Genomic DNA, 15403 nt, shown 5'->3' with positions numbered 1-15403 from the left:
AACTGATGGCATATTATAAAGTAATTGTAAAGGTTCATTAATAATCCCTAGTTTTAATAGTAGTGTATTAATAATACCTTTAGAACGAAAAATCACGATAAGTGCATAAGACCGTACTAAAAAATTAATCCAAAAAGGAATTGTTATTAGTAGTAATAAGATTCTTTGCCATTTTTCACTAACAACAGTTGCTGTATAGGCGTAAGGGTACGCGATCAATAATGTGATGATTGTCGTTACAACTGCAATCCAAAAAGTTGTCCATAATACTTTTAAATATAATGGGTCAAAAACTTTTGTTATATTTTCAAATGTAATTACGTTTTCAATTTGTCCATACATTCCATTTTTCATAAATGCAAATTTAAAAATGAACAATAATGGAATTAGAAAAAAGACAATTAGCCATATGATTGATGGGGTAATGATGTATTTTCCAAACTTCAATACATAATCACCTCATCTTCCAATTTCCAATGAATGTAAACTTCTTCATTTCGAGATAGATTCGTCTGATCTGGCATTTGATAAACGATTACTGTTTTCTCTTCACCTTTTAATTCAATATAAATCTTATTAAGTGTGCCAACAAACTCTATATCTTTGATGATTCCTTTATAATTTCCATCAAGTGACTGTGAGATTTTAATATTTTCCGGTCTAACAGCAATTAACTGATCATCTTTATGAAAGTAGTTATTTTCACCAATAAAGGATGCTACAAACTTACTTGCCGGATTTTGATAAATTTCTTTTGGCGTACCAATTTGCTCAATTTTCCCGTTATTCATGACGACAATTCGATCACTCATACTCATAGCTTCTTCTTGATCATGAGTTACATAAATAAATGTAATCCCTAGCTCTCTTTGAAGATTTTTAAGCTCTCGTTGTAAATCTTTTCTTAATTTAAAATCTAAAGCTCCTAATGGCTCATCGAGTAACAACACTTTTGGATTGTTTACGATGGCACGGGCAATCGCAACCCTTTGCTGTTGGCCACCTGATAATTGATACGGTTTACGACCTCTAAACTCGGTCAATTGGGTTAATTTCATTGCTTCTTCAGCTCGAGTTTTTTGTTCCGCTAATGAAATCCCCTTCATTTTCAAGCCAAATTGAATATTTTTTTCAACATTCATATGCGGAAATAATGCATAGTGTTGAAATACTAAATTCATGTCCCTTTTATATGGTGGTAAATTATTAACGACTCCCCCGTTTAGCTTAATAACACCAGAAGATGGTTCTTCAAAACCAGCTATCATCCGTAGAAGAGTTGTTTTCCCACAACCACTTGGTCCTAGAATCGTTAAAAATTCACCCGAATAAATAGATAACGATAGAGGTAGTATGACTTTATTATCATTAAATTCTTTTACTACTTGATCAATTTCGATTATATTATTCATTTTCCCGTCCAATCTAACAAGTCGTTTTAGTAAATAATTTTTTCGACACATAAAAAGCCCCTTATTGAAAGGAGCTAAAAAACGAAGTTGTATTTAGTTATTATTTTAACAATTTACGAATAAACCGTAAAGCGTTTTTTGTAGTATGATATCGAATCTTTAGGTCAATTTTCGTGGTTTGTAATAGAACACTTTTATCATGAGTAAAAGCTTTAAAACTATACTCACCATGATAACTACCACTACCGCTTTCTCCAACACCACCAAACGGTAAATAGGGAGTAGCCATGTGATATAAAGTATCATTGACGCATCCACCGCCAAAAGGTACTCGTTCGATGATTTGATCTGATATTGATTTATTCTCTGTAAATACATAAAGCGCCAAAGGCTTAGGATGTTGATTAATTTCCGTTATTACATCATCCAAGTCTTGATAGGTTAATATAGGTAGGATTGGTCCAAAGATCTCTTCGTCCATTATTGATGATTCCCATGAAACATCTGAAAGAATCGTCGGTTCAATTTTATGTGAAGCCGTATCTGATTGACCACCATGTTCTATTTTTCCATCTTTTAAAAAATTTACTAAACGATTATAATGTCTTTCGCTTACAATTTTTGTATATTCCTCATTTTTAAGAGGTTGATTTCCATAGAAATGAACAATTTCTTGTTTCATCGCTTGTATTAGTTGGTTCTTTACCTTTTCATGTACATATATATAATCTGGTGCAATGCATGTCTGACCTGCGTTTGTAAATTTACCCCAAATAATTCTTTTAGCTGTAACACTAAGATTCGCATCATGGTGAACAATCGTTGGACTCTTTCCGCCTAATTCAAGAACTAAAGGAGTTAAATGCTTTGAAGCAGCCTCCATCACTATTTTCCCAACCTGTACACTACCAGTAAAGAAGATAAAATCAAATTTCTGTTTTAGTAGTTCTGTACTCGTTTCTACACCACCTTGAACAACGGCAACATATTCTTCATTAAAAAGTTCACGGATCATTTGGTCTATGATGTTTGATGTGTTTGGTGTTAGTTCTGAAGGTTTTATAATGGCTGTATTTCCACCAATGATTGCACCTACTAAGGGCGTCATTGTTAATTGAAAAGGGTAGTTCCAAGGGGAAATAATTAATGTAACACCGTATGGTTCTCGATAAATTCTACCTCTTGTGCCGACATGGGTAATTGGTGTTTTTACTCTAATTGGCTTCATCCATTTTTCTAGATTTTTAATCGCCTCAGTTATTTCTTTAAGAGTAAAACCGATTTCAGTAGAATAAGCTTCAAATTCGGATTTATTTAAATCTAAATGTAGTGCATTTTTAATTTTTTCTTCATTCTCTACAATTGAATTGTAAAGTTTCCTTAACTGCGAAATTCGAAATTCCCTACTTTTTGTAGAACCTACATGAAAGTAAACTCTTTGTTTCTTTACTATTTGATTAACGTTCCCCTCTACATCTACTACCGATTGAATCAAATCGTCACTCCCCTTAATCTTAACGTGCCTTTGAAATTAATTTTATGCTAATGAATCGCTTAAATAAAGTCAATAATACTGTAAATCTTAATTATTAATTTTGTTAAAGAATTGTAAAGATATTGTAAATTTGTAAATATATTATATCTTTTTAATTGATTAATTTTTAAAACCAATTATTATTATTAACGTAGCCTTTACTTTATTCGACATTTTTCATTGCTAAATTAGACATACTATTAAAGAGTATTGTGAAGGTAATTAATAAACTATATGTTTTATTTGGAGGAATCATAATGTTTTTTGGACAAAAAAAGGATGTATTCTTTGAGAAGCTTTTAGGTATTGCTGATAATTTGCACATATCTTCAAAATATTACGTTGACTTTAAAATTAAGAATGCAAGCGACTTAAAGAAATTTTCACAAGAAATGAAAGAATATGAAACGAAAGGTGATAAATTCATTCATTCACTAATTGTTGAATTAAACAAAACTTTCATTACTCCAATTGAGCGTGAAGATATTCTTCAATTAGCAATGATGATGGATGATGTTTTAGATGGTTTTGAGCATTGTTCTGCTCGTTTTGAAATGTATTCAATTACTGGAGCAGACGAATACATGGTAAAATTCGTTAACATCTTACATAAAGCTGTTGAAGAAATTTTAGAGTCTGTAAAATTACTTTCTAATAAAAAATTACTAGAGATTCGTGTACATGCGATTAAAATAAAAGATTACGAATCACAATGTGATGAGTTATTACGTACTTCGATTAAACAATTATTTATGAATGAAAAAGATCCAATTAAAATTATCCAATATAAAGAAATATACGAAATGTTAGAATCTATTGCTGATAGTGCTCAAGATGTAGCCAATACACTTGAACAAATTATCATGCGTAATGCGTAAGGAGAAATAATATGGAACACTTATTTTTACTTACGGTACTAGTTGTTATCTTTGCATTAGCCTTTGATTTTATCAATGGTTTCCACGACACAGCAAATGCAATTGCGACTTCAGTATCTACAAAAGCTCTAAAGCCTAGAACAGCTATTGTTATGGCAGCTGGTATGAACTTTCTTGGTGCAATTATTTTTACAGGTGTTGCTAAAACGATTACAACAGGAATAGTAGATCCTGTAACAATCGAAGGTACTAATGGACTAGTAGTCGTGATTGCAGCATTATTAGGAGGAATATTTTGGAATTTATTAACATGGTATTATGGAATTCCAAGTAGTTCATCTCACGCAATTATTGGTGCAGTAGCAGGTGCGGCTATTTCAGCAAAAGGTTTAGACGCATTAGAAGCTGACGGTTTCATTAAAATTATTCAGGCTTTATTAATTTCGCCAGTTATTGCAATAACTGTTGGTTTTATTGTTATGACAATTTTAGCTATGATCTTCAAACGTTCAAATCTTTCAAAAACGAATAAAGGTTTTAGGATTGTTCAAATTTTCACTGCTGCATTACAATCGTTCACACATGGTACGAATGATGCACAAAAAGCGATGGGTATTATCATGATTGCTCTGATAGCATCAAATGAAGTTGCACCAGGTTCAGATGTACCTCTTTGGGTACGTATTGCCTGTGCTACAGCAATGGCTATAGGAACTTCGATTGGTGGTTGGAAAATCATTAAAACTGTTGGCGGTAAGATTATGAAGATCCGTCCGATCAATGGTGCAGCAGCTGACTTATCTTCTGCAGCAATTATTTTCACATTTACTGCATTACATTTACCAGTAAGTACGACTCACGTTATTTCTTCATCTATTATGGGTGTTGGTTCAGCTCAACGTGTAAAAGATGTTAACTGGGGTACTGCAAAACGAATGGTGATCACTTGGGTAATTACAATTCCAATTTCAGCTACTGTAGCAGCCATTTTTTATCAAATACTTAACTTATTCTTATAAGAGAAAAGTCGAACGTTTTATTACGTTCGACTTTTTATATATACTCTTTTTCTTCTTGGTCGTGTAAATAATACGATCGTAAAACAGACTATTACAATTCCCGCAATTAATATTGTATTTAAAGTGAAAAATGTTGGACGGTCGTATGATTGGGCTGTTAACAAATCTGCTTTTGTTACTATTTCCCCATCTGACCAAACTTCAACTTTTCCAATTTTTTGATTTTTATGAAGACCCTTCTTTTTATAATCTGTGGCTAATTCGTTTTCTTTTTTTACTTTAACTTCGTATTCCGTACTTGGATTTTTTGCAGTTAAAAACGATAAGTCTGCACTAATTTTTGTTTTAATGACTGTGTCTTTTACTTTTAATTCCTTTTTCCAATTTTCTTCTTTTACAATAACCTTTTTATAAATTCTCGGAAAAGCATATCCGTCCAATAATTTGATATCATTTAAGTACTGTGGCTTCGATGAACGTAATAATATATTAATGATTTTTTGACCATCTTTTTGATCAATTTCGATTAACGTATTCCTAGAAGTATTTGTATACCCGGTTTTTCCTGCTAAGAAATAAGGATTTGTAAACATTTTACCTCTATTGAATATATACTTATTCATTTGCTTGGAAGTGGTAATATGAGCTTCTTTCGTACCCATAGCTTTAATGATTATTGGATATTTCAAAGCTTCTTTCGCTATTAAAGCTAAATCATATGCAGTAGTGTAATGATTGTCGTTATGCAATCCGTTTGGATTCGTAAAATGAGTATGCTTAGCCCCGATTTTCTTTGCTCTCTCATTCATCATTTTAACAAAAGAATTCATATCCCCCGCAACTGTTTCCCCTATTGCATATGCTAAATCATTTGCACTTAAAATCATCATTGTCTTTAATGCAGTATTACGATCAAGCTTTTCTCCTTCAGAAAAAAGAATTTGCGAATTACTTTTCTCTTCCTGTAAACTTCTTGCTGACATCGTAATTGCTTCATTTTCCTTTATATAATCCATCATAATGATTGCCGTCATTACTTTTGTTGTACTCGCTGGAAAATCAGTTATATTAGCGTTCTTTTCATAAACTACTTCTCCACTATCAGCAAGGATTGTAATCGCTTTATCACTAAAAAGATTAATTTCCTCAGCTCGAGCATTTTTTTGATTGAAAAAACCACTTAGTAACAAAATACAGAGACCGTACTTTAGGACTTTTAATAATCTAAATCTCATCTTTTCTCCCTATATTCCCTTTAATTTGTATTCATTATCAAGAATGAATTTATTATAACTTTTTCATACTATTGACTCAACCTAACTTTAGTAACGTTATTTAAGTAAATATTCTGTTAAAGAAGTCTATTGCATCTCTCATTGGTGTTTTTATCTTCCGTTGTACTCTACTTCTGACTTTATATCTTATAACCCCATAAGGGATTAACTTTGAAAAAGAACAAGATGTAGTTCCTTATTAAGATATTTCCCGGAAAATCGACAGATTATTGTTTCCTTAATTTATCAATATTCTTCATACCTTCTCTTTTACTTAATGGTGCTAAATTTGTGTTTTGAATAAAGTTTCAACAGCATCTCCATTTATGTATGAATACTCTCGTAAAGCCCAACCAATTGCTTTTTGTATGAAAAACTCATTTGAATTAGACATTAATTGACAGTATCTAAATAGTCTTTCTTGATCCGTTTTATCTTTAAATTTCAATTGAAAAAGGATAGCAGCTCTATTTAGCCACATATTTTCTGATTGTATCCATTTCTCTGCATATTCTTCGATCAACTCAGGATTTGTTTAAAAATGAAAACAAATTAACCTTCCAGCAAGAGTATCCACAGTATCCCACCATGATTTATCTATAACTAAACTTTCATAAAATTCTATTCGCTCTTTTTCTGCTTTTTTATATTGGCGATCGAGTAAGGCTAAAGCTATATATTGAAATTCTCTCCCCTCTAAATCCCAAATCTCTCGGATTATTTTCAGGTCAAATGGATCACCGTTCATTTTTATAAATTGCTTAGTTAATTGTACTCTCTCTGGTGCTTTTATACCTAAAAATAGAAACTTTTGTTTCATATAAGCTTCCATCGCTGGTCGATTCAGTTCATTTTTGTGCTCAAGTATATAATTTTTTAAATCTCTAGTGTATTTTTCCATTTTAATCTCCATATAGCGTTTGTCTACGCTTTCATTCCTTCTATTATAATGCTGCAGTAAGTTGAATGGAAGTTTTTGCAGGCAAAATTGTGTAAATTTTTCGAAGATTAGTTTATGATTATTTCAGACGAAAGGAGGATTCTAATGCAACCAGCAGTTAAATCAAATGTTGTTAGTCAAAGTACTATGTATCAAATTTTATTTGCCATTAGTTTAGGTCATTTATTAAATGATTCTATGCAAGCTGTAGTCCCAGCAATTTTTCCGATATTAGAAAAGACAATGAATCTAACCTATACAGAAATTGGTTTCATTGCCTTCGTTCTCAATATGACTTCTTCTGTGATGCAGCCCGTATTTGGGATATTTTCTGATAGAAAACCTTCACCGTTTTTGCTTCCAATTGGTATGGCTTCAAGCTTACTTGGTATGCTTTGTTTAGCATTCGCACCAAGTTTAATCGTCGTATTGCTATCGGTATTATTAATTGGACTTGGTTCTGCTATTTTCCATCCAGAAGGTTCTAAAGTCGCTTATTTAGCGTCTGGATCAAAGAGAGGTTTATCTCAAGCCATCTATCAAGTCGGTGGAAATACAGGTAATTCTCTTGCTCCTATTTTTACAGCTCTTATATTTGTACCACTTGGTCAAAAAGGAGCGGCATGGTTTACCATTTTAGCTGGAATTGGTATTTGCGTATTAATATATGTATCAATGTGGTATCGAGATAAGCTAAATGAAAACCTTATTCCGCAAAAGAATAAAGCTCAAATGAAAACTGAAAATACACCTATAACGAAAGCTGTCAAATTTGCAATTATCCTTTTAATTTTCATTACTTTTGCTCGCTCTTGGTATTCTGCGGGAATCGGTAATTATTATCAATTTTACTTAATTAATAGCTATGGTTTATCAATTAAAAGTACGCAATTATATTTATTTATTTTCATGATTTCTGGTGTAATTGGTACTTTTATCGGTGGAACTTTAGCAGATCGATTCGGAAAACGAAATATGATATTATTTTCATTGGTTGGGACCTTCCCATTAGCATTATTACTGCCTCATGTTTCGTTAATTGCAGTCATTCCAATCTTATTTTTAATCGGAATCATCAGTTCAAGTTCTTTCAGTGTCATCGTAGTGTATGCTCAAGAACTTGTACCTGGTAAAGTAGGATTAGTTAGTGGATTAATTGTGGGCTTAGCGTTTGGAATGGGCGCATTAGGTGCTGTTTTACTTGGCGTTATAGCAGATGCGACAAGCTTAACTTTTGTAATGAATTTATGTAGTTATTTACCTTTATTAGGTTTAATTGCTTTTATGCTTCCAAATGATAAAGTGAAAAATTTATCAAATTAATATGCAAAAAAAAAGCTCTTCTTTAAGAAGAGCTTTTTTTTACCAACCCCAAAGCAATGTCCAGAGTGTACCAAATACGATTGTTACAGCTACAAATAAAGCGTAACCTAAATTTAGATATAATACAGACTTATCTTCATTTTCCCCCATATGCATGAAAACAATCAATTGTAATCCACCTTGTAATAACGCAGTTACGATTAAAATGATTAATGAAATTCGATAAGGAATGTCTAAAAAATATACGCTTAATGCAATGATCGTAAGCACAAGTGATTGGATGAAGCCAACCACTTGTTGCTTTGGAAATAGAGCACTCATCCAATCAGTCCTTTCACATAAACAAAGCTAAAGATAAAGATCCAAACTACATCTAAGAAGTGCCAGTATAACGAGTAAATAAATGTTTTATTTGCTGTAGTTTCTGTAATTCCTTCGCGATATGTCTGAATTAAAATGGCAATACCCCAGAACATACCGAACGTAACGTGAGCACCATGCGTTCCTAATAGAACAAATAAACTAGATAGTGCCCCACTACCTTGAAGAGTTGCTCCTTCGTGTACATAAGTGAAAAATTCTGTTATCTCAACACCAAGGAAGATTGCACCTAATGCTAAAGTAATGATCAAGAAACTCATAAATGCTTTTTTATGGTTTAGTTTAATTGCATTCACAACTAACCCAATTGTAAAACTACTCGTTAATAGTGCGAATGTCTCGATCATCACACCATTCATTTCAAATAATTCTTTTTGTGTTGGTGCAGAACCAGTATTGTTTGCTAATGTTAAATAAACAGCAAATAATGTACCGAATAAAGCAATTTCTGCTCCAAGAAATAACCAAAATCCTAAAATTCGATTAGAACTCTCTTCACCTAAACTATACAGAGGCTTGCTCTTCATATTGATCACCTCGTAATTTTTTCTCTGTTTCTATTACTTCTTCTTTATGAATGTGGAATCCATGATCTCGTTGGAATGAACGAGCAATTAAGCAAATCAATATTGGAACTGAGAAGATAATTGTTGGTACCCACCATTCAAATATTAAGAAGAAACCAAATGCCATAAACGCTGCGCCTAAAATAAACGGTATCCCACTATTGCTTGGCATATGAATATCTTTAATCTCACCTTTTAATAAAGATGTACCTTCTTTTTTGCTCTTCCAGAATGGATCTAAAGAATCGATTGTTGGAATCACAGCAAAATTATAAGGAGCAATTGGACTACTTGTAGACCATTCTAATGTTCTAGCATTCCAAGGGTCTCCGTTTGTTTCTCTTGGTGCATAACGTACACTGTAATAAATATTGTAAACAAGTAAGATAAATCCGATTGCTAATCCAATAGAACCGATTGTAGCAATAAGATTTAATGGACCAAAACCAGACTCAGCACTATAAGTAAACGTACGACGAGTCATACCCTTTAATCCTAATATGAATAATGGGAAGAATGTAACGTTAAAGCTAATCGTAATAAACCAGAACGTAATCTTACCGATTTTTTCATCTAACTTAAATCCAAATACTTTTGGGAACCAATAGTAGAATCCAGCGATTACCGCAAATACTGTACCAGGGATTAATACATAATGGAAATGCGCTACTAAGAACATCGTATTATGATATTGATAATCCGCACTTGCCATAGCAAGCATTACGCCTGTTACCCCACCAATTGTAAAGATTGGAATAAAGGCTAATGCGTATAACATAGGAACAGTAAACTCGATTTTACCTTTTCTCATTGTGAACAACCAGTTAAATATTTTCACACCCGTAGGTATACTAATTGCCATTGTTGTAATACTAAAGAAACCATTTACCATTGCACCTTGACCCATTGTATAGAAATGGTGAACCCATACAACAAAGCTTAATGCTGAAATTGCGATCATACTAACAACCATACTCTTGTAACCATATAGATTTTTTCTTGAGAAGGTTGAAATAATTTCACTATAAATACCGAATGCAGGAAGAATTACGATATATACTTCAGGATGTCCCCAAATCCAGAACAAGTTCGCCCAAAGCATATCCATTCCGCCATTTGCCATTGTAAAGAATTGAGCTCCAAACATACGATCAAACATCATTAAAGCAAGAGCTACTGTTAATACTGGGAATGCAAATAAAATAATAACGTTTGTAATTAAAATACTCCAAGTAAACATTGGCATTTTCATTAATGTCATACCAGGAGCACGCATTTTTAAGATTGTTACAATAAAGTTAATACCGGTCATTAATGTACCTAAACCAGCTATTTGTAGTGCAATTGCATAATAGTTATTCCCTACTCCCGGGCTAAATTCTTTACCCGCTAGTGGGAAGTATGCTGTCCAACCTGCGTCAGGTGAACCACCGATGATGAAACTTACATTTAATAACATTGCTCCGGCAAAGAATAACCAGAAGCTAACTGCATTTAAATATGGAAATGCTACGTCTCTTGCCCCAATTTGAAGAGGAATAACAATGTTCATTAAACCAATAATGAACGGCATTGCCATAAAGAGAATCATAATCAGACCATGTGTCGTAAAAATCTCATTATAATGTTGAGCATCTAAAATTTTTAAATCTGGACCCGCAAGTTGAGCACGCATTAATAATGCATCAACACCACCACGGAATAGCATTAATAGTGCACATAAAATATACATAACACCAATTCGCTTATGGTCAACTGTTGTTAACCATTCAGTCCATAAATAACCCCATTTTTTAAATTTGGTTAAACCAATTACAATAGCAAGGGATACTAACACAATACTTACCATTGCTCCATAAATCATTGGTTCACCTGTTACAAAAAAGTGATCCCATTTGAAACCCATTATTTATCCCCCTCCATGTCCATATCCATCTCGTGGTGGTCATGTGTACCACTCTCACTACCTGATGAACCATGATGATGGCCAGCATTTTCACCTTCTGGAGCTGGTCTAAATTCTAAATGAGTAGAAGTATATGATTTTCTACCTAAATGTTCAATTTCTAGTAATTTATCAAACTCTTTTTCTGTTAGCGCAGGTGCTGTTTCTTTTACATCAGTAACCCAGCTATTAAATTCATTATCGTTCATTGCTAATACTTCAAATTCCATACCAGCAAAGCCCTCGCCATTAAAATTACTATTTTTCCCTATAAATGAACCTTCACTTGAAGCAACAAAATTCAATTTTGTAACCATATCACTCATTGCATATTTTTGACCACCTAATTGTGGAACCCAGAAACTAGTGATTGGTCCGAAAGAATAAAGACGGAATTCTACATGTCTATTTGTAGGTATATTCACATAGTTAACTGTTTCAATTCCTTGCTCTGGATATGAGAAGTGCCATTTCCAGTTCGATGAACTAGCATAAATGACAAGCGTTTTATCATTTTCATGTCCTTTTGGTACAGTTTCAACAGCTGTAGTCGTTTTTACCGTTACGACTGATAAGATCGTTACGATCACAACCGGAATAACTGTCCAAATAATTTCAAGCCACTTACTTCCTTCTTCATGAGGAGGCTCATAATCTTCTGGTAGTTTACTAGCACGATATTTATTAATAATGACAATAAATAGAATATAAACGACTAATAATACCCCTAACATCATCAACATCGAAAAAATAATTGTATCTGCTTGTGTTTTTGCAACAGGTCCTTTTGGATCAAGAACGGCTATTTTGTCACAAGCACCCATAATGACCGCAATCATCATAACCATGATGCTCATTAGAAATTTTTTCATTTCATTCTTCCTTCCTCTAAATTAAGTAAAAGTTCAAAAACGATTCTAAAATAGAATGCTAATTAAGTATGTTTATAAATTGTCACTCTACTGACAAACAATATCCACAGTTATAGTAAAATACTTTAAATAAAAAAACAAACAATTAATTAGCAATTTGAACTGAAAAAATAAGTGTTCACATTTTAGACATATTTACTTTTACCAAAAACCCTCTTAACCCTATATATATCAAGTGTTCAACCCTTATGTTACCTTTTTCACAACGTTCACATTTTAGACAAATATTAGATTCACATTAAATTTTTATTCTAATGTTTAAAACTACAAAAACAATAAATTAGTATAATATTTAGACAAATTAAAAGATGATATCTTCTTCCATATCTCTTTTAAAAAAATTCTACAAACACAAAAAAAAACGCAGAAAATCTGCGTTTTATGTACAGGCATTTAGGGTGAAGAGGAAAATAGATGTCCTAGCACATTTTCCTCTTCTATAGGGTTTGGGGGGCTCTAGGGTTGAATCCAAAATTTGGATCCAATCTATGAACATTTAAAAACAATGGCTTATACTTAAAACTTCTTTATGAAATTAGAATAACACAATTGAAAATGATTATCAATAGCAATTATGTTTTTTCTTTTAATAACCTACTTTTTTATAATGATTGATTTTTGAATCATCCAATATACAAAATGTTGTTAACTGTAAAATGTGCCAAACTCAATAGTGAGAATTGGTAAGTATGAGACGCCACATGTACGATCTCTAATTTCATTTTAAGTATTAGCTTTTTATTACTTTTTTTCGTTATAATTAACACATATTATATCAAGTAAGGAGTAATGACTATGCCACAACTATTATTTAGAGGATTTAAGGCAGAAGATATTTGCCAAATTAGTAAACCATTAGTAGATGAATTAGCAGAAATATGTGATTGTGGAACAGATAATTTTATTCTTGAATGTCTTCATTCTACTTCAATATTCGATGGTAAAGTCATAGAAACTTTCCCTTTTATAGAAGTAAAATGGTTTGAAAGAGGTCTAGTAACGAGAGATCTATTTTCAGCATCTATCGCAAAACATATCCTGTCTTTAAACATCCCTGAATTTGAAATTGCATTTTCAACATTTCGAGAAGATAGTTATTATATAAATGGAAAAAGATGTTTTGATTAACTAAATGTTATTTTAAAATAAATTTACGAAAAAACCAGACTAGCCCAGCTAACTAGTCTGGTTTTTGTGTTTTTATACACTTTTTCTAGGCGTTTCACATAATAGTCAACTATCTTTATGGGGTATCTATACTATCTGGACAAACATACAATCTTAGAAAATTAGACGTGTAACTAAGTACAAGTTTACTAAAATTGAATATTAGTATATTAATCGGACAAGTAGGTATCAAAACAAAACTACCGAGTAAAGAAAGGTGAATAAAAATGAATTTTGAAATTGTAGTGACTGCTTTTGTATTTATCATGACGATGGCAGTCATATTTTGGAGGCCTAAAGGAATTAATGAAGCTTGGCCTGCGACAATTGGAGCGCTGATCATTTTAGCAACAGGAATTGTAACTGGTTATGACCTACTTGATATCATTAGTAAAATTGGCGGAGCATCAATTACCATCATTGCAACAATTGTTATGGCGGTTATATTAGAAAGCTTCGGTTTTTTTCATTGGTCTGCTGCAAGATTAGCAACCTTAGCCAAGGGTTCGGGATACAGACTATATTGGTATATTCAATTATTATGTTTTTTGATGACGTTACTTTTTAACAATGATGGGAGCATTTTAATAACTACTCCTATATTAATCCTTCTATTAAAGAACCTTAGACTGAAACCACATCAACAAATTCCTTATCTTCTAAGTGGAGCATTAATCGCTACAGCTTCAAGTGCCCCAATCGGAGTTAGTAACATCGTCAATTTAATTGCACTAAAAATCGTACACATGACACTTTACATGCATACGGCAATGATGTTTGTACCTGCTACTTTAGGCTTACTGTTTATGTCTTTTATAATGTATCTAGTCTTAAAACACAAATTACCTGTTAACCTACCAACTTCTACAGATGATATCGAAGAATCATTTTTCATCAAAAATTTCCATCCATTAAAGGGCAAAATCTCGGTTGAGACAAAAAGAAAACGTACGAAATTCATGTTAAAAGTACTAGCTTTTGTATTTTTGATGAGATGTTTATTATTTGTAGCATCCTTTCTGTCAATCCCAATAGAGTTTGTAGCCGTACTAGGTTCACTCATACTATTAATTTGGAGATGGTACCACTTACGTACAAATCCCATCGATATTCTAAAAAAAACGCCTTGGCAAATATTACTGTTTGCTTTCTCTATGTATGTCATCATTTACGGGCTGCACAATGCCGGTCTAACTTCATTTTTAGTAAGCATATGTGAACCGATCGTCAACCAGGGATTATTCCAAGCAAGCTTTATTATGGGTGGCTTAGTCTCACTTTTATCAAATCTATTCAATAATCACCCTGCGCTAATGATTGGCACAATTACCTTAACAGAAATGGGCTTAGATCCAGTTACTTTAAAAACGATTTATCTCGCTAATATTATCGGAAGTGATATGGGCTCATTATTATTACCAATTGGTACACTTGCATCATTAATTTGGATGCACATTCTAAAACAAAATAAAATTAAAGTAAAATGGAAGGATTATATAAGCGTTACAATAATTGTTATCCCTCTTACTACACTTGTATCACTGTTTCTATTATATTATTGGGTACAATTAATCTTCGCACATTAAAAGAATTTCGTTTTTACCTCTAGGAGGAGATTAGAGTGAGTGATGTAGCAACATTACTTGGGAAACAAGTTACAGTAAAACTATCCGGAGACCAAATTTTCGAAGGAATTTTAACAGATTTAGGTCAAGATGTATTAGTGATATTTAATGGTATGAAATATTACTATATCCCTTGGATACATGTTCATATGTTGTATCTTAGTCAAATTTTAAAAGAAAAAATTGATGATCCAATTGAACCTTCAATTGGAGAGGAATTAGAATCAATCTCCTATAGAAAGATTTTATTAAATGCTAAAGGTATTTTCTCTGAAATTTACGTGACAGGAAATATTAGTTTTCATGGATATATCATCAGCGTTTTAAGTGATTATCTTGTTTTTTACTCACCAGTTTTTAAAACAATGTATATTTCCCTCTCCCATTTAAAATGGATCACACCATAT

The 15403-nt window shown here is 32.4% G+C and carries 13 protein-coding genes and 2 pseudogenes; 6 read left to right on the top strand and 9 right to left on the bottom strand.

The genetic code is table 11. The annotated features are described in order from the left end of the window. The 3 genes from V7056_RS18360 to V7056_RS18350 form a co-directional block, all read right to left on the bottom strand. A partial coding sequence (locus V7056_RS18360) for an ABC transporter permease (RefSeq protein ID WP_499703840.1) occupies nucleotides 1-447 on the bottom strand: 447 nt, incomplete at its 3' end. Then, complete coding sequence (locus V7056_RS18355) at nucleotides 444-1412, bottom strand: ABC transporter ATP-binding protein (RefSeq protein WP_499703839.1); 969 nt, start codon at nucleotides 1410-1412, stop codon at nucleotides 444-446. The genes V7056_RS18360 and V7056_RS18355, both read right to left, overlap by 4 nt. A 100-nt stretch (nucleotides 1413-1512) precedes the next feature. Further along, nucleotides 1513-2904 carry an aldehyde dehydrogenase gene (locus V7056_RS18350; RefSeq protein WP_499703841.1) on the bottom strand — a complete coding sequence of 464 codons (1392 nt, stop codon included), beginning with the start codon at nucleotides 2902-2904 and terminating at the stop codon, nucleotides 1513-1515. Nucleotides 2905-3203: 299 nt separating this feature from the next. Here V7056_RS18350 and V7056_RS18345 point away from each other — a divergent pair, with 299 nt between their 5' ends. After that, entirely contained in the window at nucleotides 3204-3824 is a 621-nt protein-coding gene (locus V7056_RS18345; RefSeq protein ID WP_088000088.1) for a DUF47 domain-containing protein, read from the top strand. An 11-nt stretch (nucleotides 3825-3835) separates the two neighbouring features. Further along, the gene (locus V7056_RS18340; RefSeq protein WP_499703838.1) at nucleotides 3836-4843 is read left to right on the top strand and encodes an inorganic phosphate transporter; all 1008 of its coding nucleotides are present in this window, start codon (nucleotides 3836-3838) and stop codon (nucleotides 4841-4843) included. A gap of 20 nt (nucleotides 4844-4863) precedes the next feature. On the opposite strand, the gene V7056_RS18335 is transcribed toward V7056_RS18340, so the two are convergent. Next, nucleotides 4864-6078 carry a D-alanyl-D-alanine carboxypeptidase family protein gene (locus tag V7056_RS18335; protein ID WP_499703837.1) on the bottom strand — a complete coding sequence of 405 codons (1215 nt, stop codon included), beginning with the start codon at nucleotides 6076-6078 and terminating at the stop codon, nucleotides 4864-4866. 322 nt (nucleotides 6079-6400) lie between these two features. Beyond that, nucleotides 6401-6937 (bottom strand): annotated as a pseudogene (locus V7056_RS18330) (DNA alkylation repair protein). Nucleotides 6938-7162: 225 nt separating this feature from the next. On the opposite strand from V7056_RS18330, the gene V7056_RS18325 reads away from it, so the two are divergent. After that, nucleotides 7163-8380 carry an MFS transporter gene (locus V7056_RS18325; protein WP_499703836.1) on the top strand — a complete coding sequence of 406 codons (1218 nt, stop codon included), beginning with the start codon at nucleotides 7163-7165 and terminating at the stop codon, nucleotides 8378-8380. Nucleotides 8381-8419: 39 nt separating this feature from the next. Here the strand turns inward: V7056_RS18325 and qoxD are convergent, their stop codons facing one another. The 4 genes from qoxD to qoxA are packed head-to-tail and all read right to left on the bottom strand — an operon-like array spanning nucleotide 8420 to nucleotide 12144. Continuing rightward, a complete protein-coding gene (gene qoxD, locus V7056_RS18320; protein WP_192601228.1) occupies nucleotides 8420-8701 on the bottom strand; it encodes a cytochrome aa3 quinol oxidase subunit IV in 282 nt (93 codons plus the stop codon). Beyond that, nucleotides 8698-9288: a cytochrome c oxidase subunit 3 gene (locus V7056_RS18315; protein WP_499703835.1), complete on the bottom strand. Its 591-nt coding sequence runs from the start codon at nucleotides 9286-9288 to the stop codon at nucleotides 8698-8700. Before V7056_RS18315 ends, qoxD begins: the two co-directional genes overlap by 4 nt. Beyond that, nucleotides 9266-11233 (bottom strand): cytochrome aa3 quinol oxidase subunit I, encoded by a 1968-nt coding sequence (gene qoxB, locus V7056_RS18310; protein WP_499703834.1) that lies wholly within the window; start codon nucleotides 11231-11233, stop codon nucleotides 9266-9268. The genes V7056_RS18315 and qoxB overlap by 23 nt, the downstream gene beginning before the upstream one ends. Further along, nucleotides 11233-12144: a cytochrome aa3 quinol oxidase subunit II gene (gene qoxA, locus V7056_RS18305; protein ID WP_499703833.1), complete on the bottom strand. Its 912-nt coding sequence runs from the start codon at nucleotides 12142-12144 to the stop codon at nucleotides 11233-11235. Before qoxA ends, qoxB begins: the two co-directional genes overlap by 1 nt. 855 nt (nucleotides 12145-12999) lie before the next feature. Between qoxA and V7056_RS18300 the strand changes: the two genes are divergently transcribed. The 3 genes and pseudogenes from V7056_RS18300 to V7056_RS18290 form a co-directional block, all read left to right on the top strand. Next, entirely contained in the window at nucleotides 13000-13332 is a 333-nt protein-coding gene (locus V7056_RS18300; protein ID WP_499703832.1) for a DUF1904 family protein, read from the top strand. A 266-nt stretch (nucleotides 13333-13598) separates the two neighbouring features. Continuing rightward, nucleotides 13599-14957 (top strand): arsenic transporter, encoded by a 1359-nt coding sequence (locus V7056_RS18295; RefSeq protein WP_499703831.1) that lies wholly within the window; start codon nucleotides 13599-13601, stop codon nucleotides 14955-14957. Nucleotides 14958-14992: 35 nt separating this feature from the next. Beyond that, nucleotides 14993-15403, top strand: a pseudogene (locus tag V7056_RS18290) (DUF2642 domain-containing protein); the annotation flags it as partial.

This window comes from Bacillus sp. JJ664, assembly GCF_036962205.1.
Lineage (GTDB): Bacteria > Bacillota > Bacilli > Bacillales > Bacillaceae_G > Gottfriedia.
The sequence above is the reverse complement of the archived record's forward strand: the minus strand, read 5'-3'. Positions and strand labels throughout refer to the sequence as shown.